Origin of the sequence: Streptomyces sp. NBC_00984, from assembly GCF_045162475.1 — a bacterium.
GTDB lineage: Bacteria > Actinomycetota > Actinomycetes > Streptomycetales > Streptomycetaceae > Streptomyces.
Window position 1 is genome coordinate 329,555 of the sequence record NZ_CP108734.1, and the last position, 25,528, is coordinate 355,082.

Annotated in this window: 23 protein-coding genes and 2 pseudogenes; 11 read left to right on the forward strand and 14 right to left on the reverse strand. The window is 69.6% G+C overall.

All coding sequences use genetic code 11. From position 1 onward, the window contains the following. Nucleotides 1–415: 415 nt before the first annotated feature. A complete protein-coding gene (locus OG520_RS01560) occupies nt 416–1,270 on the reverse strand; it encodes an ABC transporter permease subunit (RefSeq protein ID WP_406011874.1) in 855 nt (284 codons plus the stop codon). After that, a complete protein-coding gene (locus tag OG520_RS01565) occupies nt 1,267–2,187 on the reverse strand; it encodes an ATP-binding cassette domain-containing protein (RefSeq protein ID WP_406011875.1) in 921 nt (306 codons plus the stop codon). Before OG520_RS01565 ends, OG520_RS01560 begins: the two co-directional genes overlap by 4 nt. Nucleotides 2,188–2,412: 225 nt before the next feature. On the opposite strand from OG520_RS01565, the gene OG520_RS01570 reads away from it, so the two are divergent. Then, nucleotides 2,413–3,570, forward strand: a complete 1,158-nt coding sequence (locus OG520_RS01570) for a sensor histidine kinase (protein WP_406011876.1) — start codon at nt 2,413–2,415, stop codon at nt 3,568–3,570. Further along, nucleotides 3,567–4,229, forward strand: a complete 663-nt coding sequence (locus OG520_RS01575; RefSeq protein WP_406011877.1) for a response regulator — start codon at nt 3,567–3,569, stop codon at nt 4,227–4,229. The genes OG520_RS01570 and OG520_RS01575 overlap by 4 nt, the downstream gene beginning before the upstream one ends. 266 nt (nt 4,230–4,495) lie before the next feature. Here OG520_RS01575 and OG520_RS01580 read toward each other — a convergent pair whose 3' ends face one another. Then, nucleotides 4,496–6,046, reverse strand: a complete 1,551-nt coding sequence (locus OG520_RS01580; protein WP_406011878.1) for a hypothetical protein — start codon at nt 6,044–6,046, stop codon at nt 4,496–4,498. A gap of 50 nt (nt 6,047–6,096) precedes the next feature. Beyond that, nucleotides 6,097–8,016, reverse strand: a complete 1,920-nt coding sequence (locus OG520_RS01585; protein WP_406011879.1) for a hypothetical protein — start codon at nt 8,014–8,016, stop codon at nt 6,097–6,099. 285 nt (nt 8,017–8,301) lie between these two features. On the opposite strand from OG520_RS01585, the gene OG520_RS01590 reads away from it, so the two are divergent. Beyond that, the gene (locus OG520_RS01590) at nt 8,302–9,105 is read left to right on the forward strand and encodes a methyltransferase domain-containing protein (RefSeq protein WP_406011880.1); all 804 of its coding nucleotides are present in this window, start codon (nt 8,302–8,304) and stop codon (nt 9,103–9,105) included. 271 nt (nt 9,106–9,376) lie between these two features. Here OG520_RS01590 and OG520_RS01595 read toward each other — a convergent pair whose 3' ends face one another. After that, the gene (locus OG520_RS01595; protein WP_406016396.1) at nt 9,377–10,132 is read right to left on the reverse strand and encodes a TioE family transcriptional regulator; all 756 of its coding nucleotides are present in this window, start codon (nt 10,130–10,132) and stop codon (nt 9,377–9,379) included. A 58-nt stretch (nt 10,133–10,190) separates the two neighbouring features. On the opposite strand from OG520_RS01595, the gene OG520_RS01600 reads away from it, so the two are divergent. Continuing rightward, nucleotides 10,191–11,393: an erythromycin esterase family protein gene (locus OG520_RS01600; RefSeq protein ID WP_406011881.1), complete on the forward strand. Its 1,203-nt coding sequence runs from the start codon at nt 10,191–10,193 to the stop codon at nt 11,391–11,393. A 165-nt stretch (nt 11,394–11,558) separates the two neighbouring features. Here OG520_RS01600 and OG520_RS01605 read toward each other — a convergent pair. From OG520_RS01605 to OG520_RS01615, 3 genes and pseudogenes are all read right to left on the reverse strand, one after another. Then, nucleotides 11,559–11,712, reverse strand: a pseudogene (locus OG520_RS01605) (GNAT family N-acetyltransferase); the annotation flags it as partial. Nucleotides 11,713–11,826: 114 nt separating this feature from the next. Beyond that, the gene (locus tag OG520_RS01610; RefSeq protein ID WP_406011882.1) at nt 11,827–12,645 is read right to left on the reverse strand and encodes an isocitrate lyase/phosphoenolpyruvate mutase family protein; all 819 of its coding nucleotides are present in this window, start codon (nt 12,643–12,645) and stop codon (nt 11,827–11,829) included. A gap of 308 nt (nt 12,646–12,953) precedes the next feature. After that, nucleotides 12,954–14,156 (reverse strand): MFS transporter, encoded by a 1,203-nt coding sequence (locus OG520_RS01615; protein ID WP_406011883.1) that lies wholly within the window; start codon nt 14,154–14,156, stop codon nt 12,954–12,956. A gap of 38 nt (nt 14,157–14,194) precedes the next feature. Between OG520_RS01615 and OG520_RS01620 the strand changes: the two genes are divergently transcribed. Both OG520_RS01620 and OG520_RS01625 read left to right on the forward strand, forming a co-directional pair. Beyond that, nucleotides 14,195–14,791: a CGNR zinc finger domain-containing protein gene (locus OG520_RS01620; RefSeq protein WP_406011884.1), complete on the forward strand. Its 597-nt coding sequence runs from the start codon at nt 14,195–14,197 to the stop codon at nt 14,789–14,791. A 277-nt stretch (nt 14,792–15,068) separates the two neighbouring features. Continuing rightward, nucleotides 15,069–15,920: an alpha/beta hydrolase gene (locus OG520_RS01625; RefSeq protein ID WP_406011885.1), complete on the forward strand. Its 852-nt coding sequence runs from the start codon at nt 15,069–15,071 to the stop codon at nt 15,918–15,920. 466 nt (nt 15,921–16,386) lie between these two features. On the opposite strand, the gene OG520_RS01630 is transcribed toward OG520_RS01625, so the two are convergent. Both OG520_RS01630 and OG520_RS01635 read right to left on the reverse strand, forming a co-directional pair. Further along, nucleotides 16,387–17,409, reverse strand: a complete 1,023-nt coding sequence (locus OG520_RS01630; RefSeq protein WP_406011886.1) for a nitronate monooxygenase — start codon at nt 17,407–17,409, stop codon at nt 16,387–16,389. Between the two features lie 223 nt (nt 17,410–17,632). Continuing rightward, entirely contained in the window at nt 17,633–18,274 is a 642-nt protein-coding gene (locus OG520_RS01635; RefSeq protein ID WP_406011887.1) for a DUF5701 family protein, read from the reverse strand. A gap of 185 nt (nt 18,275–18,459) precedes the next feature. On the opposite strand from OG520_RS01635, the gene OG520_RS01640 reads away from it, so the two are divergent. Continuing rightward, nucleotides 18,460–19,488, forward strand: coding sequence for an aminoglycoside phosphotransferase family protein (locus tag OG520_RS01640; RefSeq protein WP_406011888.1), 1,029 nt, complete (start codon nt 18,460–18,462; stop codon nt 19,486–19,488). Nucleotides 19,489–19,679: 191 nt separating this feature from the next. Continuing rightward, on the forward strand, nt 19,680–20,084 hold the full coding sequence (locus OG520_RS01645) for a pyridoxamine 5'-phosphate oxidase family protein (RefSeq protein ID WP_406011889.1): 405 nt from the start codon (nt 19,680–19,682) through the stop codon (nt 20,082–20,084). Between the two features lie 134 nt (nt 20,085–20,218). On the opposite strand, the gene OG520_RS01650 is transcribed toward OG520_RS01645, so the two are convergent. Continuing rightward, nucleotides 20,219–20,419, reverse strand: a complete 201-nt coding sequence (locus OG520_RS01650; protein WP_406011890.1) for a hypothetical protein — start codon at nt 20,417–20,419, stop codon at nt 20,219–20,221. 523 nt (nt 20,420–20,942) lie between these two features. On the opposite strand from OG520_RS01650, the pseudogene OG520_RS01655 reads away from it, so the two are divergent. Next, a pseudogene (locus OG520_RS01655) lies at nt 20,943–21,176 on the forward strand (transposase); the annotation flags it as partial. A 70-nt stretch (nt 21,177–21,246) separates the two neighbouring features. Here OG520_RS01655 and OG520_RS01660 read toward each other — a convergent pair. Then, on the reverse strand, nt 21,247–21,621 hold the full coding sequence (locus OG520_RS01660; protein WP_389981403.1) for a hypothetical protein: 375 nt from the start codon (nt 21,619–21,621) through the stop codon (nt 21,247–21,249). A gap of 101 nt (nt 21,622–21,722) precedes the next feature. On the opposite strand from OG520_RS01660, the gene sigJ reads away from it, so the two are divergent. Next, a complete protein-coding gene (sigJ, locus tag OG520_RS01665; RefSeq protein ID WP_406011891.1) occupies nt 21,723–22,640 on the forward strand; it encodes an RNA polymerase sigma factor SigJ in 918 nt (305 codons plus the stop codon). A 439-nt stretch (nt 22,641–23,079) separates the two neighbouring features. Here the strand turns inward: sigJ and OG520_RS01670 are convergent, their stop codons facing one another. Next, entirely contained in the window at nt 23,080–23,652 is a 573-nt protein-coding gene (locus tag OG520_RS01670) for an O-methyltransferase (protein WP_399330827.1), read from the reverse strand. Between the two features lie 227 nt (nt 23,653–23,879). Continuing rightward, on the reverse strand, nt 23,880–24,545 hold the full coding sequence (locus OG520_RS01675) for a DNA-binding response regulator (protein WP_399330829.1): 666 nt from the start codon (nt 24,543–24,545) through the stop codon (nt 23,880–23,882). 67 nt (nt 24,546–24,612) lie between these two features. Between OG520_RS01675 and OG520_RS01680 the strand changes: the two genes are divergently transcribed. Further along, the gene (locus OG520_RS01680) at nt 24,613–25,455 is read left to right on the forward strand and encodes an oxidoreductase (protein WP_406011892.1); all 843 of its coding nucleotides are present in this window, start codon (nt 24,613–24,615) and stop codon (nt 25,453–25,455) included. The last annotated feature ends 73 nt before the right edge of the window (nt 25,456–25,528 follow it).

A 25,528-nucleotide genomic window follows, 5' to 3' on the forward strand; every position in this document is an offset into this window, starting at 1 on the left:
CGCGGGACACGGAAGGATCGGCCGCACGGCGACGCCTGTGAGCACACGCCGGGCACGGAATATCGCGGCGCTGCCGGGAGGAAATCCGGACCACAGAGAAACAACTGGGCTGCCGACCCCCGGTCGGGCCGCCGGTCGTTTTCGCATTGAATTGCGTGACGTCGGCTGGTCATTCCCATCGTTCCCCCTCCCCCGGCCGGGATCGACCCTGGAGCGGTGGAGTGCGCGCGGTATCAGCAGATACAAGGAAGCGTGACCGCTCGTGGCGCAGAGCCTCAGGTGACGCATTTCCTCGCGGGACGAGGGCCTGGGTGCTGCTGGTCCAGGGCCGGCCGCGGATGCGCGGGGGCTGAGCCGGTCCTGGGCGGGCTTGGTCCGTGCGGGGGAGGCTGGTTGTCTGCTTCCTGTCGCGGGTTCACACGTCGCGGCGCCGTACGACGACCACCGCGAGTACGACCGCGACGAGCGGCCACACCGTGTACACGATCCAGGAGCCGGGGACGGTGGCGGTGTACGCGAGGGAATCGGGATCCGGCGGCCAGTTCTGGACCAGGCGTTTCCAGGCGGTGACCGGCATCGCGTGGTTGATGTCGGCGGACCAGAGCTCACTCTGTGAGAAGAGTGTGGGGAACATCAGTAGCGTGAAGACACTGGTGATCATGGTGGTGGCACTGTGCCGGATCAGGACACCGAGGCCGAGGCCGATCAGCGCGCAGACCGGGGCCAGCAGGGCGGACGCCACCATGGCCCGTGCCACGCCCGGGTGGGTGATCGGGACCCCGGCGTGCCGCCCGTCCAGGATGGCCTGGGAAACCAGGAAAGAACCGAAGGAGATGACCGTACCGACCGCGGTCCAGAGCGTGGCCGTGACGACCGCCTTGGCCAGCACCACTCCACCACGGGCCGGGACGGCCGCGGTGGTGGTGCGGATCAGTCCGCTGCTGTACTCGCTCACGACGGTGCCGGCGCCGATGGCGCCGGCGACGAGCATCAGCAGCCAGTAGCCGGCCGGCGGGAAGGCGGTGAAGGCGAGGAAGTCGTGCGGCTGACGCGGGCTCGGGGCGGAGTCCGCGATGTCGTCGTATTCCGCCAGCGCCGCCGCCGCGGCGGACCCGATGACGAACACGGTGGTGAGCGCGAGCGTCCATGGGGTGGAGCGCAGGGACCGCATCTTGATCCACTCGGCGGCGATCAGGTCGCGGAAGCGGGCGGGCGGTCCGGCGGCGGGCGCGTACGAGGTGGTCGGGGGGACGGAGGTGGATGTGGTCATCGGTGCTGCCCTGCCAGGTATTCGACGCTGTCGGCGGTGAGTTCCATGAAGGCCTCTTCCAGTGAGGCGGTCCGGGTGGTCAGCTCGTGCAGCATGATCCGGTTCTCGAAGGCGAGTGCTCCGATCCGGTCCGCCGGGAGCCCGGTCACGGCCAGCCTCTCGGCGCGCTCCGGGCTCTCCGGCTGGACGGACGCGCCTGCGGCTGTCAGCACCACTGTCAGCTCGGCGGCCTGCGGAGTGCCCACCAGGACACTGAGGCGGGTGCTGCGGGCCGCGAAATCCCGTACCGGCTCCGCGGCGATGAGCCGCCCCCGGCCGATGACGACGAGTTGGTCGGCCGTGTTCTCCATCTCCGACATCAGATGGCTGGAGAGGAAGACCGTGCGGCCCTCGGCCGCCAGGCGCCGGAAGAGGCGGCGCATCCAGAGCACGCCCTCCGGGTCCATGCCGTTGACCGGCTCGTCGAACATCAGCACGGGTGGGTCGCCGAGGAGGGCGGTGGCGACACCGAGCCGCTGTTTCATGCCGAGCGAGAACCCACCGATGCGGCGGGTCGCCGGATCGGCCAGCCCCACCTCCTGCAGCACCTCGTCCACCCTTCGCAGCGGGATGCCGTTGCTACGGGCCAGGGCGGACAGATGGGCGGCGGCGCTGCGTCCGCCGTGGACCTGGGTGGCGTCGAGGAGGGCGCCGACGTGCCGCAGTCCGCGCGGGTGGCTGCGGAAGGGGACACCGCTGACGGTGGCAGTGCCCCCGGTGGGCGCGTCCAGGCCGAGGATCATGCGCAGGGCGGTGGTCTTGCCGGCGCCGTTGGGGCCGAGGAATCCGGTGACCCGGCCCGGCCGCACGGTGAAGGACAGATGGTCGACGGCGGTCTTGCTGCCGTAGCGCTTGGTGAGCTCGTTGACTTCGATCACAGGAACAACGCTGCCGGGAAGCCCCGGCCCGGACATCGGGCCGGGGACGGCAATCGCGCGGCCGGGTTGGCCCGTGGGCGTACGTCCCCGGGCCGATGCCGCGCGGACGGCACCTGGCTAGGCTCGCGGCATGGACGTCACACCGACCACTCCGTTGCCTGCGTGCGTCGCGCATCGCCGCCTTCCTCAAGAGACCGCATGCCGCCGATGACCAGGACAGGGGTCATGGCCTGGGTCGGGGGTGTCCTGTACCTCTTCATGCTGGTTCTGCTGCTGGGGGGCGCGCCGCGGGCTTCGGGCACAGTGCACGCTGTCGGGTCGCTGCTGGCCGTGAGTCTGCTCGTCGGTGTGCTGCGAAGGGCACCGTTGTCGGCTCTGGCCCTGACGCTCTTCGGATCCACTGCCGTGGTGGTGTTCACGCCCGCTTCCGCCCATGCGGACCTGACGGGGTCGTACCAGGGCCAGTTTCTGTCGTATCTGGCGGTGGACCTTGTCCTGGGCTTCATCGTGGCAACCCGCACACGACGCGTTTCGGTCATCGCCGTGTCCGTGTCCCTGGTCGTGCAGCTCCTGCTGATCGGCGGCTTCGCCCACGGGGACAACGTGGCCGTCAACGCCGTGATCGCCATCCTGGCGATGAGCGCGTCCTGCATGATCGGGCTGCTGAGTCGCGAGCGACGCGAGCACGCGTCGGCGTTGCGTGCGCAGGAAGTGGCCGAGGCGGTGACCGCCGAACGGCTGCGGATCGCGCGGGAGCTGCACGACATGATCGCGCACAGTATCGGCATCATCGCCATCCAGGCCGGAATGGGCAGCCGGGTCATCCAGACGCAGCCCGCGGAGGCCCGCGAGGCACTGCGAGCCATCGAGGCCACCAGCAGAGAGACCCTGTCGGGCCTTCGGCGCACTCTGGTGGCGCTCCGCCAGGCCGACCCCGGGGCGGCAACCTCGGGGCAGGCATCTCTCGCGCCCGCGCCGGGGCTGGCGGACATCGAACGGCTCGCGACGGCGACCGCGGATGCGGGAGTACGTGTCGACGTGCATTTCAGCGGGAAGCAGCGGCCCTTGCCGGCCGAGATCGATCTGTCCGTCTACCGTATCGTGCAGGAGGCGCTGACCAACGTGGTCCGCCACGCGGGCACCGGGCACTGCCGGGTGACCGTCGGCTACGGGGACGAGGAGCTGTCCGTGGAAGTCGTCGACAACGGGCGCGGCGCCACCGAGAACCGCTCGGCCCATGGTTTCGGCCTCGTCGGCATGCGGGAGCGGGTCGGCCTGCTGCACGGCCACCTCAGCACCGGACCGTGTCCCGAGGGCGGCTTCCGGGTGGCGGCGCGCCTGCCACTGCCCAAGCCCGTCGACGCTCCGGTGGAGGCCCGGTGACGATCCGAGTCGTGCTCGCCGACGACCAGCCATTGGTGCGGTCCGGTCTGCGTGTGATCATGGCCGACCATCCCGACCTGGAGGTCGTCGGTGAGGCCGCCACCGGCACCGAGGCGATCCAGCTGGTCGGGGAGGTCAGCCCCGACGTCGTGGTGATGGACATCCGGATGCCCGGCATGGACGGGATCGAGGCCACGCGCCGGATCATGGCCGGTCCGGCGACGGCCCGCGTTCTCATGCTGACCACCTTCGACGAGGACGACTACGTGTACGGTGCGCTCCGGGCCGGTGCAAGCGGCTTCGTGGTCAAGGACATGGCGCTGGACGACATCCTCGCGGCGGTCCGTGTGGTCGCCGCCGGCGACGCACTGATCGCGCCGGGTGTCACACGGCGTCTGATCGCGGACTTCGTGCAGCGCCCCGGAGCTGTTCCGGAGCGCTCCCCCCGGCCGGTCGACGGCATCACCGAGCGGGAACGGGAAGTCCTGACCCTGATCGGGCGCGGCCGGTCGAACACCGAGATCGCGGAGGACCTCTTCATCACGGTGGCCACCGCCAAGTCGCACGTGTCACGTCTGCTGACCAAACTGGGCGCCCGGGACCGGGTCCAGCTCGTGATCACCGCCTACGAGATGGGGCTCGTCACACCGCCTCGCTGAGCGCGTCCCCGGGCCCGGAAGGGCGCAGGAGGCGTCGAGCCGCCCGGCAACACCACGGCTTCGCCAAGTCCGGCATCGACGCCTTGAACCCCTCCGCACTGCAATGCCGCTGGGACCACCTGTTCCGAGGTGCACGGCTGCCGCCCGCTCCCGCCCGCTCCCGCTCGGAACCAGAGGCTCCAGCCTGCTGTCATGCACGACCAACAGCAGGCCGAAGCCCGTCAGCACCCATCAGCCAAGGCCGTGGAGCGGGGAGGAGCCGGGCTTCAGCTGCAGCTCACGTAGACCGCGTCCGCCGCGTGGTGTGCGTCCGTCGAGCCGTGGGAGTTCCAGTCCTTGCCGCGGTCGTGCAGCACGACCGCCAGCCTCCCGGCGCTGATCTTCACGTTCGGGGCCGCGACCCACTGCCCGTTGTGGTCGACCTGGTCGATCGTGAAGCTCGCGAGCTGCGACCCGGAGGAGCTGCTCCCGGCGTGGACGGTGTAGTAGGACGGGGCGCCGCCGACGTGCCGGATGTCGCCGGAGCCGGGGATGTGCACGCTGATGCGGCAGGTGCCCGAGGTGACGGAGCCGGTGGTGAAGGACCAGGTCGCGTAGTTGCCGGCGTCGCTGCCGTCCCCGGACATCGGGATCGAGCGGAACCGGCCGCTGCAGCCGTTGGACGAGTAGCCGCCGGTCGCGGTCGTCCACTGGTCGTCGTCGTTGGCGACCCTGGACGAGCCATGCTCGCTGTAGGAGACACCGGAGCCCGAGCAGTGCGGGCCCGCGTAGGCGGAGAACTGCTGGACGGCAGTGGATTTGACGGTGGCTCCCGACGCCGCTCCTCCGGTGGCGGCCTTGGAGCCGGATCCCGACTTGGCGGGTGCCTTGTGGCTCCCGGCGGGTGACGGTTCGTCGGCCGCCTTGCCCTTTCCGGCGGAGTCGGCGACGGAGTTGTTCTCCGGCGCGGGGGGCACCTTCGAAGCCGGTCCGCCCTTGCCGACCGGTGCCTTGGCGCCGGGGGCCTTGCCGCCGTCCTGCTCTGCCTTGGGCACGTATCCGGACGGGGAGGTGCTCGGACCGTCGTATCCGGCGGCGGCGTTGTGGTTCTTGCTGTCCTTCGGGTCGTCGCCCCAGTTGGCGCTGATGATGAAGGGAGCGGCGAGGAGGACCACTCCGCCGATCGCGGCGGCGGCGACCATGGGACGGGATATCCGGTTCGGGTTCCCTGAGGCACCGCCGGCCTCGGCGTCCGGCCCGCCGTCGCCCGAGCCGCCGCCGGACGCGACGGCAGTGGCGGTCCGTCCGGCGCGCAGCCAGGCGAACCGGGCGTTGGGGGCCGCGGCCGGGGCGGCGGCCGTGCCGGCGGCGGCTGCGGTGGCCGCGGGCGTGGACACAGCCGCTTCCTCGGACGACGAGGTCTCGGCCGCCTCCGGCCTCGCCTCGCCCTCGGCCCTCGGGGGCTCGGGCTCACTGCTCCCCCGCAGCGCGAAGGCGACGCCCGCCGCTGTCTCGGGCCCGGCCGCGACCTTGCCCTCCGGGGCCGTCCCGGGCTCGATTTCGGCCTCGGCCACCCCTACGGCCGCGACCGCGGCCTCCGACTCGACCTCGACCTCAGCCTCAGCCTCAGCCTCGACCTCAGCCTCGGGGTCAGCATCTGGCTTCGCTCCGGGCTTCTTCTCCGACGCGGCTTCCGACTCGTCCGGGTCCGCACCGATCACGCCGTTGCTGACGGACGCCGTGGCGCGCGCCGGACTCACCGTCGGCGCCCCGGCCTCCTCCGGCCCGGTCCCGCCGGCGCCGCCGGGGGTACCGCTCTGCGTCTCCGTGACTGCCACTGGTGCCACTCCTCTTCTTCGTCATCCGTGGTGCTGATGGTTTGTGCCGGTCATTCGTCCAGCCCGAGCGCTTCCATGAGGCGCTCGATCTCCTCGGCGAGGGTCTCGTCCCCGTCCTCCGGAGCGCGCCGCTGCGCCACCGTGTCCAGGAAGCCTGTCTTTCCCCCGGGACGGATGAGTTTGACCGCCCGTTCGATCTCCTGGCGCTCCGACCACACGTCGTAATCGGCCTCCGACTCGTTGAGCAGCTCGCCCAGGAAGTCTTCGAGGCGGTCCTCCTCCGGGTCCGACGGATGTCTGCGGACGTAGTCGCGCCAATACCCCACGATCCGCTGGAGGGCGGCGTCCGCCGCTGCCAACTGCCCCGCCATGGTATTGATCTGTTCGAGGTCCGCCACGGACGGGACCACCGCAGGCCCGTCCTTGTCCTTCCGGCGCTCGCGGAGCCACTTGGCGAGGTCGAAGTCCCCGTTCACCTCGGCCTCGCCGATCGCCGCGAACACCTCCAGCGCTGTGGCCTCGAGGCCGGCGCCGACCGCGGCGTAGGTGGCGAAGACGGCAGAGGTCGCCGTCCGGGTGTTGCCGTCGGTGAAGTACTGGCTCGACTTGATGTCCGAGGCGATGCGGGCGGCCCGCTCATCGACGTCGGTGGTGGCCGCGGCCGAGGTTACGGCGTTACGGAAAGCGGTCAGCCGGGAGTTGCGTGCGATCGGGCTGTCGCCCTGGAACAGGTCGGCGTCGGCCAGTCCGGTCCGGTCCTCGGCGCTGGCGGACCGCAGTTGCTTGGCCAGGGCCAGCAGGGTGCCGGGCAGCGAATCGCCATGTCCGGGGAGCGGTGCGGCCTCGGGCGGGCCGCTCACGGTGGACGAGGGGTGCGCCCGGTCCTGCGTCTGCCCGAACGGAGGCACGGACGAGGACTTGAGGGGCGCGGGCGCGGATTCGGAGGGCGCGGACAGGGAGGTCGCTTCCGCCTCGTGCTCGGCCCACTTCCGCACCGCCACCGGGCCCGCTTGCGGATCGCCGGTGAGCAGCGCGTCCAGGTCCTTGTCGGTCGCCCGGTGGTCCTCGACGTACTGCCAGAACCGCCCGATGTCCTCGGCCGTCACCGTGTGGCCCTGGAACCAGGCCAGTTCATGGGGTTCGAGGTCGAGTTCCTTGAGGCTGTCGTACACCGAGCCCGCGTAGTCGGCAGGGTCGTAGCCCTCCAGGAGCAGGGCGGAGACGGTCCATCTGCTGCCCGTGACGAGGTTCGGGATGGTACTCAGCAGCGTGGGGTCGATTCCTAGGTGGTCAGCGAGTGCGAGCACCGCGATGGCGGCGGGCGCCGTGTTGGAGGCGGGGTCGGTGAACAGTATGGAGGTCCGGAACGAGTCCAGGTACCGCAGCTCCAGATGGGTTGTCAGCGGGAGGGACCCGGTGTCCCGGCCGGGGCCGTCGAGGTAGACCCGGGCGTGGTCGGTCCGCATTCCGATGCGTTGGGCGAGGAGTGCGAGCGGGCGGGGGTCCGAGCCGTCGGGGAGTGTGGCTGTCGGGTCGCTCCGGCCGAGCCGCCACAGCGCCAGGGCGTGCGTCAGTTCCTCCAGTGTGAGCTGGTCCAACGGGAGGCCCCGGGCGGCGAATTCCTCGGGAACCCCCGACCACCGGGCGAAGGCTGCCAGCGCCCCGTCGGTCTCCGGCACGACGCCGAGCTGCTCGGCCATCTGGCCGAAGTGGCCACGCCACCGCTGTCCGACCAGTCCCTCGGCCAGTTGCTCGGGGGTGAGCCCGGACGACCAGAGCGGCCGGGTGTGCTCGCCGAACACTGTCGGGTCGTGGATCAGTGCCGCTTCCATCACCAGCTCAAGTCGGCGCGGGTGGACTCCGATCGTGAGGGCGTGCAGGGTGACGTCCTCGGGGACAGCCTTTAGCGTCGTGCGCTCCCAGGACGCGGCCAGGTCACCGCCGGGTCCCTCGATGAGCAGCTCGGCCATCGTGTGCCCGGTGCCGTGCAGATGCGCGGCGAGGTCCCACCAGTGTTCGACGCCGATGCAAGAGTCGAGAACGGGCCGCCGTCCCCCGGGACAGCACCAGGTCCCCTGCGCGGCTGCTCCTCCGCCGCGGCTGCGAACACTCCCGCGGCGGAAGACAAACGGGTCGGGTGACGCCATCCTGACCCTCGGCAGCCCCGGAGTCTCTACTGGTCCGCCCGTAAGACCGGCGGACGGGGCACAACCCTGCGAACGGGGTGCGGCTGCCCCCTCTGCCAGAATCGCCACATGGCTGAACACAACACGGATCACGGCTACCTGCTGGACAACCAGCAATCAGAAGCAGGAGTCCGCTTCGGCGCCCTCGGTGAGTTGTTCGATCCGGTGACGTTCCGGCATGTCGACCAGCTCGGAATCGCTGCCGGCATGCGGTGCTGGGAAGTTGGCGCCGGCGCTCCGTCCGTACCCCTCGGGCTGGCCGAGCGGGTCGGCCCGACGGGAACCGTGGTCGCCACCGACATCGACGTGTCATGGACCCGAGGCGTCGACGGAGGCGTGATCGAGGTGCTGCGGCACGACGTGGCGGCCGACCCGCCGCCGCCCGGCAGCTTCGACCTCGTCCACGCCCGACTGGTCCTGGTACACGTCACCGATCGCGCCGAGGCGCTGCGCCGGATGGTCCAGGCGCTACGGCCAGGCGGCTGGCTTCTCCTGGAGGATGCCGACCCGGGGTTGCAGCCGTTGCTGTGCCCGGACGAGTCCGGGCCCGAACAACGGCTCGCGAACCGACTGCGATCCGGCTTCCGCGCCTTGATGGCGGCACGCGGCGCGGACCTCGCCTACGGGCGAACCCTCCCCCGGCTGCTGCGCGAAGCCGGTCTTGCGGACGTTCAGGCCGACGCCTACTTCCCGATCACCTCACCGGCCTGTGACGTCCTCGAGGCCGCCACCGTGCGGCAGATCCGCCGCCTCCTGGTGGCGGAAGGGCTTGCGACCGACGAGGAGATCGACCGCCACTTGGCGAACGTCGCCACCGGACGCCTCGACCTCGCTACCGCCCCTATGATCTCCGCGTGGGGACGCCGCCCGTAGCCCTCCCCGATCGGCTCTCACACACTTATGCCTTCCAACTGAACTGTCTTCCCAGCCCTGTTGGCGGTTTCCTTCCCACCTTTCGTACGATCGGGGCGCCCCATGGGCCTGCCCATCGGCCTGACGGTGATCACCGGGTCACGTACGGAGCCGCTGAGCGTCCCGCGGCCCTCCGGCGAGGGGCACGTCCCGACCCCGGTCCGCTGCCTTCGTCGAATTCGTGGAGCGGCATCTGCCGACGGTTTCCGCAGCTCGGACGGCGGCCGAAATCTCATCCGCGCTCGCGGAGGTACGCCTCGAGCTCCGCGGCCCCGGTCAGCATCGCGCGCCCGCGGGCGGACAGCCGGCCACGCCAGTCGTGCAGGGCGGACTCCAGCGGCTCCAGCCCGCCGGCCGCCCGCACCTGGGCGATCAGCGGGGCGATCCGCTCCAGCAGGTAGCCGCCCCGCCTGAGCTGATGGGCCAGTTGGGCATCGCGTACGTCGGCCTCGTCGTAGACGCGGTATCCGGTCCGCGAGTCGCGGCGCGGGCTCACCAGCCCGGCGCGCTCCCATTTGCGGAGCGTCGCGGGACGGATCCCGAGCTTCCTTGCCAACGGTCCGATGAACGTTCCGCCGGGCCCGAGGACAGCTGTGTCGGGTTCGGACACCGCCGCGTCGGGTTCGAACGCCGCGGTGGGCGCCAGGTCGCGGAGGGCGCTCTCCACGGCTTGGAGGGTCCGGCGGTCGTCGAGGAGTTGGGCGTGGCTCTCGTCGATGAGACGGAACGCCTCATCGACCGCTTCCTCGTTCACCGCCCGCATGATCGACGTCGCAGTGTGGTGGCCGTGGCCGGGCACCAGGGCGAGGAACGCGCGCAGGGCCTGTGCGTGGAGCGCGGTGTAGGTGCGGTAGCCGTGAGGTGTGCGACCGGCGGCCGGCAGGATTCCGGCCGCCTCGTAGTTCCTGATCGCCTGCGTGGACAGACCGTGCCCACGGGCCAGGTCGACCGGCCTGAGCCGTTCACCGTTTTGAAGGTTTCGCGCCATGACCCCGTCGATGTCATCGGAAAGTTTCAACCGAAGGTTCAACGATACCGTTGAATGCATGGCTACTGACATCAGAGGCACCGCCCATGCCGTCGAGGCTGCCGCCGTCATGAGGCTGCTCCCGGCCCGGCCCCGGCTGCTCGCCCTGGGCGAACCCACCCACGGGCAGGACACTCTGCTCGGCCTGCGCAACGAGCTCTTCCGACAGCTCGTCGAGCAGGAGGGCTACCGGACGATCACGATCGAGAGCGACTGCATGATGGGCCTGGCCGTGGACGACTACGTCACTTCGGGCACGGGCACCCTCGACGAGGTGATGGAACGCGGATTCAGCCACGGCTGGGGCGCGTCCGCCGCCAACCGCGAACTCGTGCGCTGGATACGGGCGTACAACGACGGCCGGCCCGCGTTCGAGCGGCTCCGCTTCGCCGGTTTCGACGGCCCGCTGGAGATCACCGGCGCCGCGAGCCCCCGGCAGGCCCTCACGGCACTCCACGACTGCCTCGCGGCCCGGGTGGACACTGGCCTGCTCCCCTGCGCCGCGGAAACGCTCGACCGTCTCCTCGGCACCGACGAACGGTGGACCAATCCCGCCGCGATGCTGGACCCGGCCCAGTCCGTGGGGCAGTCGGCCGAGGCCAGGGAGCTGCGGCTGCTCGCCGACGACCTGGTGGCGCTGCTCGACGCGCAGACGCCACAGCTGATCGCGACGACGTCGCGGGACGGCTGGGACCGGGCACGCCTGTACGGGCGCACCGCCACCGGCCTGCTGCGTTACCACTACTGGATGGCCGACACTTCACCGAGCCGCATGACGCGGCTGGTGGGCCTGCGGGACCAGATGATGGCCGACAACCTCCTGGCCCTCGCCGCCCGGGGCCCGGCACTCGTCCACGCCCACAACGCCCATCTCCAGCGGGAGAAGAGCACCATGCGGATGGGTGGGATGCCGCTGGAGTGGTGGAGCGCCGGTGCGCTGGTGAGCGCCCGGCTCGGCGAGGGGTACGCCTTCGTGGCCACGGCCCTCGGCACGATCCGGCACCAGGGAGTGGACACGCCGCCGCCGGACACCGTCGAAGGACTCCTGTACGCGCTCCCCGAGGACCGCTGCGTCATCGACGTCCCGCAGCTGGCCACCGCCCTCGGCGACACGCGGCCCGCGCCGCGCGTGTCCCCCTGGTTCGGCTACTCCCCTCTGGACCCGGCCCACCTGGCGGACAGCGACGGCATCGTGTTCGTCAAGGATGTCCCGCAGAGCTAGGGCCTGTCGTCAGCGGCACGGCCCGTCCACCATGCACAGGCTGCGGAAGCGGATCACCCAGCTGATCGCCCAGGCGCGGGCGAGTGCGGGCGGGTGGGCGCGGCCGACGGGCCGGAGGCATTGTCACATCCTGCGGGCTGACTGGACAGCCCGATGACCGGTCGGTCAAGCAAGCGGCTTGCGGTATCGGACGTACTCGTTCTGCCGCCGGTACCCCACGCTCTCGCAAAGATCGTAGGACCGGTGCGGATTTGCCGTGCCCGTGAAAAGCCGGGCGGGCGGTCGTTGCCCCTTGCTCGCGAAGGCTCCGCAGCCCATCAGCACGAGCATGCACGCCTCCACCTCCGCCTCCGCCTCCGCCTCCTGCAGGCGTATGCGGAGGTGGATGCCGTCGGCCCAAGCGTAGACGTAGCGGAGTCGGCTGGTGAACCGGTCAGTGGGGCTCGGAGAGCAGTGCGTTGAGCTCGGGGAAGGCGATGCCTTCGGCGAGGGAGTCGTAGGCGCCGGTACCGAAGAGCTCCTGCGCGGCGCGGCGCGCGGCGGCGTAGGCGGCTTGTGCCACGCCCGAGCCGAGACTGACGCGTGCCACACCGAGGGCGCCGAGATCGGCAACGGTCGGGGTGCCGGGGCCGGCCATGACGTTCAGCGGTACGGAGATCTCCCTGGCCAACGCCGTGATGGTGGCGGTGTCGGTGACGCCGGGGACAAAGATTCCGTCCGCGCCCGCGTCAACGTACATGTGGGCCCGGGTCAGGGTCTCCTTCAGTCGGGTGTCCGGATCACCGAGCCCGAACAGGAACGTGTCGATACGGGCGTTGAGGAACAGGTCCGCTCCTGCGCGGTCCGCGATCTGCCGGGCCGCAGCCAGCCGCGACGCGAGCTCTGTCGGGGGCCGGGTGCCGTCCTCGATGTTGACGCCGACGGCGCCCGCCGCGAGCACCCCGGTGACGGTCTCGGCAACTCCGGCGGCGTCCTTCCCGTATCCGCCCTCGATATCAGCGGTGACCGGAACCGCGACGGCGGCGACGATCCGGGCGATCAGCTTCAGCGCTCGGTCGCGGGTAAGGACGTCGCCGTCCGGAGAACCGAGCGACCAGGCGACCCCGGCGCTGGTGGTGGCGATCGCGGGAGCGCCCGCGGCCTCGATGACGCGGGCGCTCGCAACATCCCAGGCGTTGGCAAGCGCGAGGGGTACGGATGGAGTGTGCAGAGAGCGGAAGAGGTGGGCGTTGTTCAGCCGTGTGATGGTCATGGGCGCAATCAAACATCGACTGCCACCCGCCGTCCGGCAAGAATCCGACATGGTCGTCGCCCTCGATTCGGACGGGCAAATGACTCAAGGAGCGGCACGACAGCCGTCCCAACACTCCTGACCGGACGCAGCTCATCAGTCAGCTCATCACTCCGCCGCCGGCGATTTCGCCGGAGACCTACGCGTACGCGGCCCCATCGGCGCCTGCACCGGCTCCCCCGGGGTGCAACCGCCATCGGACTGCTGTGCTGGGAGATTCGACGTGGCCGCTCGAATTTCCACGGCACACGCTCAAAATTCGGCCCTGTTCAATGCGACGTCGCCCGGTCCTCGGCCGAGTCGACCGTTGTCGACGGGATGACGAAGTAGGCCAATGCCGCGAGGACCGCCACACTCGCTGCGAGTATCAGAGTGCCGGGAAGGGACCAGGCCGCAATCGGGCCGGCAACGGACGCTCCCATGGCGAATCCGGTGATCTTCAAGCTGGCGCCGGTGGTGAAGATCTGGCCGCGCAGGTGTTCCGGGGCCTCCCGGTGGCGTACTGCGAACAAGGCGGCCAGTTGGGGCCCTTCGCCGATCCCGGCCATCAGTGCGGCCGCGATCAGCATGACTGGCCGACCCGAAGCGGCCAAGGCCAACGCGGCAGCCTGGACAAGGGCACCGGCCCAGATGATTGTGTCGGGCGCGACCGGGCTCGGAAACCGCGCGAGCACGGCGTTGGCCATCAAGGCGGAAATCGCCGCGCAGGAGAGCAGCATCGCGCCACGGCCGGCTCCGCCCAGAACACGCTCGCCGAGCAGCGCGATGCAGGCCGTCAGCATGCCCTGGGCCGCACAGGAGACGACCGAGCTGAGGGTCGCTCGGGCAAGGGACGGTCTCCTGACGATGACCCGCATTCCGGCAGCAAGGTCGCCGATCACCGAGGTTGCCCGAGGGACCCGCCTCCAACCGGGGTGGCCGGGCAGCATCCACGCGGCGGGCAGCGCCAAGCAGATGAGCCCCGCGGAGACCACCACGGCCGTCGGAGCTCCCAGCACCTCCGCCATGCCGCCGGCGAGGGCCGGACCGGCCAGACTCGCCGCACTGAACGTCATGGCATCGAGCGCGTTCGCCCGGGGCAGGCCGTCGCCCGATACCACCCGGGACAGTTGAGCCGTCCATCCGCCCGACAGGGCCGGCCCCAGCAGCCCCGTGAACACGGCGATCAGGATCGTGACGGCGAACGGCAAGCGGCCGAGCCCTACGAGGATCACCCCCAGACCAGCCGCGTACATGACGAGGGCCACTGCCAGCAGGCGGCCCGGCCGTCCCGCTCTGTCGAGAAGCGCCCCGAGCACCGGCCCTCCTACCACGGCGGAGATCGTGATGCCCGCGAGCAGCGACGACGCGTCGGTGGACGATCCGGCCAGTGTGAATCCTGCGAGCATCAGTGCCGGTCCTGACATCTCGTCCCCGGCACGAGCTGCCACTGCTCCGGTGAGATACAGGCGGAGTGAGTAACGCATTTTCATGCACAAGACGTTACGGAGGTAACTCAAAACTCAGCAAGATGCGTTACATTGCCTGCGTGCCCTCCACCATCGACGGCTGGTCCACCCGGCACTCCGTGCTGACCATGGCTCGGCGGACCGCCGCTCTGATCAACGTTCTCGACGACGACTGCCCCGACCCGGCCGAAGTCGCCGAGGTGCTTCGCGCATACGGTGAGACAGACCCCATCGACCTCACCACTCGCGATGTCGCCGGGATGCGTGCGTCTGCCGCCCTGCTGCGGGAAGCCTTCGCCGCCGAGACCACCGACGGTGCCGCCGCCGCCCTCAATCGCCTCCTGCAGGAACACACCGGACCGCTCCGCCTGACTTCGCACGGGGGCAGTACCCCCTGGCATCCCCATCTCGACCCCGACGACGACGCTCCCTGGGACGAGTGGCTCCTCGCCTCGTCCTGTACGGCCCTGACCGTCCTCGTCTGGGACCGCCAGCGTCCGCCCGGGAGGATCTGCTCCTCACTCAGCTGCCGGAACGTCTTCATCACCCAAGGCAGCGGCCCGGAACGCCACTACTGCTCCCGCCGATGCGCAACCCGCGAACGGGTCGCGGCCCATCGACGCGCCCGCTCCGCCGAGCAGTCGGGCCGGACCGAGTAGGGCATCCGGAGCCGATGCGGTATTCGCTCGGACTTCGGTGGCGCGTGCTCCGGATCAGCCGTCACAGGACACGCTTCGGTTGGCCACGTTGAGCAGCGCAGCCGACCACAGGCCCTGACCGGGGTGACCGCCTGTCGTGCGCGGAGCAGTCACTGAGCGCGCAAGCCTGCGCACTGGATGCGCGGACGGCACGGCGGCCGTACAGCCAGCTCCTCCTTGCCAGGAGGAGGGGCGCCGTTCGGTGCGTGATCGGTGCTGGATGCGCGACGGATGGCGGATGAGCGCAGGGGCGGCGGCCGGGTGGATGGCCGACATGGATCCCGAACTCGAAGCATTCATCCCGTTGTTCCCCCGGGCCGACCTGACCGATCCGGTTGCCGAGCGCAAGAAGTTCGCCGAATTGGCCCCCGCGGTGCCGGCACCGGACACCGCGGGCATGGAGATCGAGGACCGTACGATGCCCGCCGATCCGGACGTGAAGGTACGGATCCATCGCCCGCACCTTGCGCGGTGTGCCATCGTCTGGCTGCACGGCGGCGGATGGGTCATGGGTGACCTGGAGACCGAGCGCCCGTGGGCTGCCCGGGTCGCGGAGAGTTCCGGCGCGGTGGTGATCTCGGTGGGCTACCGCCTGGCCCCCGAACATCGGTTCCCGGCCGCGCTGGACAACGCCCATGCCGTACTGACCTGGACGGCCGAGCACGCAGCCGAACTCGGCATCGCCCCGAAGCGGATCGCGGTCGGTGGGCACAGTGCCGGCGCGGGAATCGCGGCCGCGGTGGCGCTGCGGGCGCGTGACGAGCAGGGGCCGCCGATCCGCTTACAACTGCTCAACCAGCCGGGGCTCGACGATCGGCAGGAGACGTGGTCGGCGCGGAACTTCACGGCTACCCCCTGGTTCAACCGCGACAAGGCCACCGCGGCCTGGCGGCACTGCCTGGGCTCCACCTCCGCCTCCCCGTACGCGGCACCGGCGCGGGCCGACGACCTGTCGGGCCTGCCAGCCGCATCCATCGCCACCGCGGAGTTCTGTCCGAACCGCGACGAAGACATCGTCTACGCACTGCGCCTGCTCCAGGCGGGCGTGTCGGTCGAACTGCACCAGTGGCCAGGCACTTTCCACGGATAGCAGGCGATCCTGTCCGCCGAGGTGTCACAGCGGCAGATCGCCGAACTCGGCGCAGTGCTGCGCCGCGCCCTCGCCGAGTGAGCCGTCGATGCCGAAGTGCACATGGCCTTCAACGTGGAGGCCGACGCCAACGTCCACGCCGGCTACGGACCGGGCCGGGGCTCCTGAGCAGGCCGCTGTCGTGCGGCGGAATCTACTGAGGTCACGGCGGTGCCGGTGACACCCCGGGGTACGAGATCCGGGGCGAGGTCACCGACGACGGCCGCGCCGCCGGCATCGCGGTGACCAGCATCCCGCCCGACGGGGCAGCGACGAAGCATCTCCAGCCTGTCGTGGGCCGGACCTTCCGTCGCTGAACCGCACCGCTCGGCGGCCGTCCGACGGGGGCTGGAGCGGAGCCAGAAGCGTACGACAGCGACGGCCACGGCGCGCCGGGGCGAAGCGGGCGGGCCTGCCACCGTTGCTGCTACGGCGTTGGCGGTGAGTCTCCTGGTGACGGGGTTCGCCTCTTGCAGAAGTTCCCCGGAGCGAGTGCTTCTGGGGTGCTCCTGTCAGTACCTTCCTGCTCGGGCCAGGCCGCTCTCCGCCTGGGCGGCCAGTGCGACAACGAGATCGGCTGCGGGTGGCAGATCGTTGACGAGGTCGACGCCCTCACCGGCCCATACCGGCAGCGGCGGCACATTGGCCCGATAGGCATGTCGGACCTGTGGGTCCTCGGCGAGTTTCGCCTCCCTTCCCCGCCAGCGGTCGAGGTAGGGATGGCCGAGGGTGCGAGCCGTGTACTTCGACGTCGACCAACGGGCTCCCCTGGCGATGTCGAGGACGCTGCTGCGTTCCGCGTCCTGCCCGCGGACGATCGCCTCGGCGGTCGCGGGAATCGACCAGGGACTCGGCCGTGGCCTGGAAACGGGTACCGATGAGCGCGCCGGCGGCCCCCCAGCACCAGGGCAGCGGCCGCGCCGCGGCCATCGGCGATCCCCTCGGCCGCCGGCACCGGCACCGGTGCCGCCAGGTCCGCCACCACCGACACGAACGGCAAGGTGGCCCTGCCGCGCCGGGCCCCGTGTCCGCCGCTCTCCGTCCCTTGCGCAACGATGACGTCGGCACCCAGATCCACTGCCATCCGGGCCTCCTCCAGATTGGTGACCTGAACGATCAACGCCGCACCGGCTGCGCGGATTCGCTCGGCGAACGGGCTCGAATCCCCGAAGGGGAGCATCACGGCCCGCGGGCCGTAGTCCAGCGCCTGCTCGATCGCGCCGATACTGGCCGCCCAGCTCAGGAACCCAACACCCCACGGTCTTCCGCTCCCAGCCACGATGGGCAACTCACGGGCCGGCCAGTCCCGTTCCCCGTTCCCGCCACCCAGCAATCCCAGTCCGCCCCGCAGGAGACGACCGCGGCCAGCGCTCCGCCCGCCGACCCTCCCATGGGCGCCCATGCGATCGGGTGCTCCACACCGAACAACTCCGTGAACGCTGTCGACCATGCCATGCCCGCCGTCATCGCCCCTCCCTGCGTTCTGGAGCACCGGCCAGGACACTGGCCCGTGCCGGAGAACTTTCGTGTCCCGAAGGGGCTCGTCCCATGTCTCGGATCAACCTCTCCGAACCGGCAGTGGTCTCAGCCGGCCTGATCCGCCGACCTGGTCGAATTGCGGATTGCCGGCAGGACGACATCTCGTTCCACTGTGGCCTGCTGCGTCAGTCGGATCAGGCCGCGGTTCGACCGGCCGCCGAAGCGAAGCCGAGCCACGTGTGCCGGTTGCCCGCCCAACACCAGCCCACCTTCGGCGCATCACGGTTGTCTCGGCCGTCTCGCCCGGTCCCGTTGCTGATCCACAACGCTGGGGTTCGCGCGTCGAGCGTGCCGTTGGCCTTCCGCAAGCGGGAGCCGATGGTCATGAAGCAGCGGCCCCGTTCAAGTGCCGCCGGCTGCTGGATCACCCAGTGGATGCCCTCGATCAGGAGCAATGGAGTGCGGCCCCCTTCGACGATGGCGGGCAGTGCCTCGTGAGGGCTCCAGTTCGCCATGTGATCGCCTCGGTCGAGGCCCTCCACCACATAGATTGGCTCGTCGGGTACGTTCACGGTCTCGATGCGCGAGAACTGATCGATATCGGGCATGTCCACCACGACGAACCCCTGCTTCCCCTGGTGCCGGAGCAGAGGCGCGAGGGCCGACGCCGGAACCCGGTCCGGGCGGACCACAAGAAGGCCGGCACGGGCCCCGGTCTCTGCGGCCATGGAGCGCAGCTCGGCAGGCCGGAAGCCACCAAGTTCATGCACTCCGAGCTCGATCAATCGCTCCGCCTGGTCGGTGATTGAGGGAAGAGTGTGCAATTCGGCTGGCATGCGACTCCACGGAACGTCTGAACAGAACAAGTTGAACGTGCCCGCCTACAACGCGGCGGACGCCGGAATCGTTCCTCATCCCCATAGCCAATGCCCGACAGCGGACGACGGACGTCGCCGCGACCCGCAGACCCGCAGACCCGCAGACCCGTCGGCCCGCGTGAAAGTAGTGGAAGTATGAGCCCATGTGGTCGCGACCGCCGTTCGGGGACGAGTTACGGGCAGAGCTGGGCTCCCCCAGGCACTCTCGGCGGCTGAGCAGTAGCCCGCGCTCACGTGTGTGGCGCGTGGACCTGGCCGGGGCGCCGGCAGTGGTGAAGCAGATCGTCGACGGTCCCGATGCCGAGGAGCGGTTTGCCCGCGAGGTGACCGCACTGCGCCTCGCCGCACGGGCTGAGCCGCCCGTGGTGCCCGCTCTGCTGGGCACCGATCCCGGCGAGCTGGTGCTGGTCCTGGAGCATCTGGACCACCAACGCCTGTCCAGCGACTGGATCGTCGGCTACGCGGCGGCACTGGCCCGGCTGCATGCCGCTGCCCGCCCGCAGGACATCGGAATGCTTCCCCGCTGGCTGGGTCCGGACAGCGCCGACGTCGAATCCTTCCTCCGGCTGGCCGAGGCTCTTGAGGTAGCCGTCGCTCCTGGCGTGTCCGGCGAGCACGACGGCCTCGTGCACCGGCTCGGCCAGGCATCGGGGCACGCCCTTCTCCACGGGGATCCGTGTCCCGGCAATGACCTGCCCACCTCCAGCGGGATCAGGTTCATCGACTTCGAACAGGCATCTCTGGGCAGCGGACTGGTGGAGCTCGCCTACCTGCGCATCGGCTTCCCGACGTGCTGGTGCGTCACTGCGGCATCCGCTCGGCTGCTGGACCGGGCGGAGACCGCCTACCGCACGGCATGGCGCACCGCAACCAGTACCGAACTCCACGGCGACCTCGCCGACGCGTGCGCAGGCCGGCTGCTACGAGGCGACGCGCTGGTCGAGAGGGCTCACCGCGGAACCACTGACCACCTGGCCCGGATCCCGGACCGGGACTGGACATGGGGCACCGCGACCGCCCGGCAACGGCTCGTCCACCGGCTCGGTGTCGTCGGCCGGATGACTGCCGACCGCCCCGACCTGAACGGCCTGAGCAGGCTCAGCACGGACATGCGCCGACGAATGCTCGATCGCTGGCCCACGCTCCCACCAGTCCCGGCAAAGCGTCCATAGACACCTGCTGATGTCTCGGGTCGCGCGTACGCTCGGACCACAACTCCTGGCCATTCCCGCTGCCTTCGCCCGGTCGACCGGTTCACGGCGCGCGGTCACGGCGGCCCAGGTCGGTTGGGTACTGGGACCTAGGACATTGGTCCAGTTCCTTGCCCGATGTACTTCAGTGGGAGTGCTGGTCGAATGGGCGCATGGGTGCTCTTGCGAATCTGCCGGGACCGGACGTCCGCATGCGACTGGCCACGGAGAAGAATGTCTGGCTGTGCACCGTGCGGCCGGATGGCTCGACTCATGTGACGCCCGTCTGGTTCGTCTACGAGGCCGCCAAGTGGTGGATCGGTGTGGATCACAGCTCGGTCAAGGTCAGGAATATCCAGGCCGATCCGCGCGTCTCCCTGGCCTTGGAGGACGGTCGGCTCCCGGTCGTCGCCGAAGGAAACGCGTCACTGATCCTCGACCGGTTCCCCACTGAGATCGTGACTGCGTTCGAGGAGAAATACGGGTGGGACGTATCTGCCCCTGCTCGCCCAGGAGGCATGCGCGTGCTGCTGGAAGTGCGCGTACGTCGCTGGTTGCTGGCCGGCGCAGCTCAGTGACCGCGATAGAGACTGCCTCAAATCCCCTGCGTTCATAGCAGCGCTGCTGACATCACAACCCGCTGGGCAGGTACGGGACCGGCCGGGAGCCTGGCCGGCTGAGCAGGTGAAGCGCGGTTCTGTTCCTGTCCGGATCATGCGGCCTTGGCGGGGTTGGTGTCTTCCCTACTGGCCGGCATCGGCCCATGCCGGGCGAACGGCGATGCTCCGGGGGAAACGGCTTCGCGTTGAAGCAACGGCTCGATCCGTGCCCGTTGGGCATCAGTCAACGACACACCCAGACCAACGATCAGATCTTTCGCGAGAAGCGGCCTCGGCAATGTTCGTTCGATCATGCGCTTGTGATGGGACGTTCATGATGTCGCCCAGGTCGTGGCATCTGCGGCGCCACCACGGCCAGGCACACGGCGCGTGAGGGTCAGGCAGGGTGCGTGCCAGGAATTCGGCATCGGCCTCTCTGACGACCGACGCGATCTCCCGGGCTGCTCGTCTGTCGAGAGCGCCTATTGCTCGCTCTATCAGGAGGCGGTCGTCCCAGATGTCATAGCCAGGCAGGTGCGGCTTGGGCAGGTAGAGCGGCCATCCGGGACGGCGCACGAACGCTCGCCAGCACTGGACGGCGTCTTCGAGCTCCCGGACGGGAAGGCCCCGTTCGGCTTCGAAACGAGACGCCTGACGACGCGTGTGGGCTGAAAGCCGTGAAGGCCGACGCCGGTAGTCCCGAAGATGGGACCGGCAGATGGCATCCAGACGTAGAGCAGCCGCCGTCTTTCGGGGCATGACTCTTCTTTCGCAAATAGTGACCTCGATGAGGAACTCTACTGTGCGAGCTCGCGGCAGGGCTGGGACGGGCCGCGGGCCCGTTGCCGGATCCCCGACGGTGAGCGTCACCGGCCGAAGTGGCAGCTTGCGCTGGAGATGCTCGACGAACCGGCAGCGGTCGGGCTCCGGCCCGCAGTGCTGGTCGCGGACGCCGGTTACGGCGCGAACGCCGGCTTCCGGCACGAAGACCCACCCTGGGACTGGGCCTCCTCCAACACCTGTGAGCCACCTGGACCGGCACCTGCCCCACCTGCCGACAACCCACCCCATGGCAGCCCTACGACACCCTCTGACAGAGCCCTACTGGTTGAGTTGATCCGCGCGGGCCCCGTATCGGACCCTAGCGTCGGGCCAGCGCCAGCACGCTCAGACCGAACATCAGGACACCAAGAGGGAGATGGACCGACGGAACGTGAGCGATGCCGAGCACGACTTGAACCGAGGCGAGTACGAGGAAACCTGACGCGTGCCAGACAGGCCGGGGCGAGCCGCCGCCCGGCTTCCATGCCAGCACCGCCGCGAGCACATACAGCATCGACGCCCCGTACATCACACGGGCTCCGACACTGTGCAGCGTCTCTCCGAAGGACGAGGTCAGCAGCAGTCCGGCGGAGACCGCCTGAAGGAAGATCGTCAGGGTCTGCAGGGCAATCGCGACCTGCAAGAACGAAGAGCCGCGCTGTACGCTCGCCGTCGCCGTCTCCTGAGTGGCCATGTCGCAGTCCCCTTTTCCGCCCTCGGGCAGTAGATCGATAAGGTCTCACCAGCCCGACGAAGCGGGCGTGCGAAAGGTAAGGCGAGGGGGCGACCGGAAGCATGGGGACTGTCGGGACCAGCACGGATGAGATATTCGGTGAGCGACGCCAACTGATCAATGTCGCTTACCGGTTGCTCGGTTCGGTGACCGAGGCCGAGGACGCCGTGCAGGATGCCTACGCACGCTGGTACGGGCTGCCGCGAGGCCGGCAGGAGGAGATCCTGTCCCCCGGCGCCTGGCTGACGACAGTGACCAGCCGCATCTGCCTGGACCTGCTCGGCTCGGCGCGGACCCGCCGTGAACGCTATGTCGGCGCGTGGTTGCCCGAGCCGCTGCCCGACCGCGCCGAGTGGGACCACGCGGGCGGCGCCGACCCCACCGGCCCTGCAGACCCCGCCGACCAGATCGTCCTGGACGAGTCGGTGGCCATGGCCTTCCTCGTCGTCCTGGAGTCGATGACGCCCGCCGAGCGGGTGGCGTTCATCCTGCACGACGTCTTCCGGTACCCGTTCGTCGAGATCGCCGACGTTCTCGGCCGGACGCCTGCGGCCTGCAAGCAGTTGGCGGCCTCCGCCCGGCGGCGGGTGAGCGTCGCGCCCGCTCCAGTGGCGGCGACCGGCCAGACCGACGTGGTGAGGCACGTCAAAGAGGCATGGGAGACCAAGGACATCGAAACTCTCATCGGTCTCCTCAACCCGGCCGCAGTGATGACCGCCGACGGCGGCGGCATGGTCGGCACCGTTCTGCGCCCGGTCGAGGGCGGCACGCGTATCGCCCAGTACATGGTCGCCATTGCCGACAAGGCTCCCGGGCTCGAACTCCTGGAGCGGTCGGTCAACGGTATGCCGGGCCTGGTGGCCCGGCATACCGGCGTCGTCATGACCGTGGCCTCGTTCGATGTCTCCGACGGGCGCGTCACCCGGATCTGGGTGGTCCGCAATCCGGAGAAACTACGGCCGTGGGCGCGGGAGGGTTAGCCGTCCCTCGCTCGGTAGAGCGTGCAGCCGCCGCCAGCAGATGAGAGCGTATCCGGGCGGTGACGGGGTCTGCCGCGCTTGCCCTGCACCGGCGGTACGGCGCGCGGCAGTGGGATCAACTGGGCGGTGTGGCGGCGAGCGGGATGCCGGTGGCGTGAGTGATCAGGGTGGAGGCGGTTGCAGTGACGCTGGGCACGGGCCGGGCCGTCACGAACTTGGTGACGGCCTCGACGACGATCTGCCCGTTCGCGGAGAAGCAGGGTTCCGTGAGGAGGCGCCGGCCTTCCTGTCGGAGTGCCCGGTTCGGCCGGCCGCGCGGGGACGGTACCGGCCCCGGCCGGTGGGAACCAGGTGCCGATGCTCGCAGAGCCCGTCGCGAGGGCTACGGTGCCTGCGCGGCAACCGGCCCACCGTCGGCACGTGTGGGGACAGTTCGCCGTCACAGGCGGCGTGCCGCAACAACCGCTGAACTGGTGGGAGTTGTAAGTACTTCGGTGGCTTCCAGGGCTGGATGAGTGAGGTAGAACAAGCGGAGCTCATCCACTTCGCCGCCGAATCGAGGCGGCCAATGAGGCGAAGGAGTGAAGTCGTCCAGGATGAGAAGGCCACCGGGAGCGAGCTGATCGACGACTCCCTGGGGGTCGTCACGCTTGCCTCCGCCGTCGCAGAAGAAGACGTCGAACGGGGCATGCTGCTCAAGCAGCCGCCAGTCCCCAGTGAGAACGCTGACGCGCTTGTCGTCCGCGAAGACACCGGCCGCTCGACGGGCCAGCTCCTCGTCACGCTCCACAGTGACCAGGCGTGCACCGGCGCCAAGGCCGCTGTGCAGCCACGCGGTGCCCACTCCCGAGCCGGTGCCGCTCTCCGCGATGGTTCCCTGGGGTTTCGCAGCGGCGGCCAGTCCGAGCAGTCTGCCCACCTCAGGGATACAACTCTTCTTGAATCCCGCCTCGGAGGCGACACGCTCCGCGGCCACCACACGAGGCGGAACAGCACGTTCTACCATGATCACACCCCTCCTTCATCGTGGACATGAAGCTACCCGCCAACAGAGGCGTCCGTACGGAGTTTCGCCCGTCCGGACCCGGCAGAGTTGCCCGGTCAGAGTGTTGGGCCGTATCCGCGAGGTCCCGTCCGAGGTGTTGGCTTGGGAAGCTCTCCGGGTTGCCGCGGCGATTGGTTGCGTGACCCGAGGCCCTCAAGTGTACGGACCGCCGAAGGCATGGATGATCACTGAGGTCAGCGGGGCAGCCCCAGCTCACCCGCACGTAGCCCGGCCTGGAAGCGGGAGCCCGCCTCGAGCTTGGTCATCAGCTCGGCCACGCGTCGTCGGTAGGTACGCAGCGAGACACCCAGCCGTTTGGCCGCCGACTGGTCGGTGAGTCCCGAACCGAGGGCTTTGAGGATCACGCGGCCGTCGGCATCGAGATGGGGGACGTCGCTGCGCAGATAGGTATCAAGATCGGATGACTCGTCCCAGATTGCTCCGAACAGCGAATGGACCCCGTCGATCAGGATCTGCGACGTCGTCACGGTGTACTCACGCCCGGTGGGAGTCTCCCGGCCGGCGAGGATCATCACCCGCCGGTCGATGAGGATGGTCTCGTGCGGCAGCGGTGAGCTGCTGATCCGTACGAGAGCCCCCTCCTTCTGTACCAGCCGCAGGTGCGCGCGGGCCTCCTCCTCGGCGAGCGCCACCGGGCTGAGCAGCTTTCGAGCAGCGAAGCCCGGGGATTCCGTGGCACGCATCCGGCTCTGGACGGCCGCTCTGGCCTCCGGTTGTGACCAGGTCTTGAGGTCCCTGGCGGCACACAGGAACTCGCTGTGCGCGGACTCGAAGAGATGACCGGCACGCGCGATCAGTTCTGCGTCCCCTTGGACTGAAAACACGGGTTCGTTCCGCATCCCTCCAGTCTGGCAGCAAGCTGCCGCGAGCTCGCCGACCTCTATGGCGGCGGGCACCATGAGCCTCATGACGATCAAGACCTTCTCCCTCGGCGGAGACCTGACCATCAACCGGCTCGGCTTCGGCGCAATGCGCCTGGCGATGGGGACCTTCGACGGTCCGCCGCGAGCCCCGGAGAGCGGCATCGCGGTACTCCGGCGCACCGTGGAGCTGGGTGTGAACCACATCGACACCGCCGGCTTCTACGGCAGAGGAGAGGTGCGGGCCAATGAGCTGATCCGTACGGCGTTGACCCCCTACCGTGACGACCTGGTCGTCGCGACGAAGGTCGGGCCGCTGCTCGGGCCCGATGGTGTGCCGAGCGAGCAGGCGACGCCTGATCAGCTGCGCGGCCTGGTCGAGTCGGATCTTCGCTCCCTCGGGCTGGACCGACTCGACCTGGTCTATCTGCGAGTGGGCGGGATGACCGGGCCGGGTGGCGAGTCGATCGCCGAACGGTTCGCGGTATTGGCCGAGCTCCGGGAGGAGGGGCTGATCCGGCACCTGGGTGTCAGTAATGTCGACGCCGTCCAGTTTGCCGAGGCCCGGACGATCGCACCCGTCGCGGCGGTGCAGAACCAGCACGCCGGTGACATGGGGCTGCTCGCGGAATGCGCGGAAGCGGGCATCGCGTACGTGCCGTACTTCCCGCTCGGCGGTGGCGGAAACCCACTCGACACCGAACGGCTCGGCAAGGTCGCAGTACGCCTGGGCGCGACCACGGCGCAGGTGCAGATCGCCTCGCTGCTGGCGATGTCTCCGTCGGTGCTGGCTATTCCGGGCACCGGTTCACTCGACCACTTGGAGGAGAACCTCGGAGCCGGCGATCTGACTCTCAGTGACGAGGACCTGTTCGAGCTCCGAGGCTGACCGCTCGACTCCGGAAGTCGGCTCGGCAGCCGCCTCACCGATCGCCGACTGGCCGATCGTCCTCGACACGTCC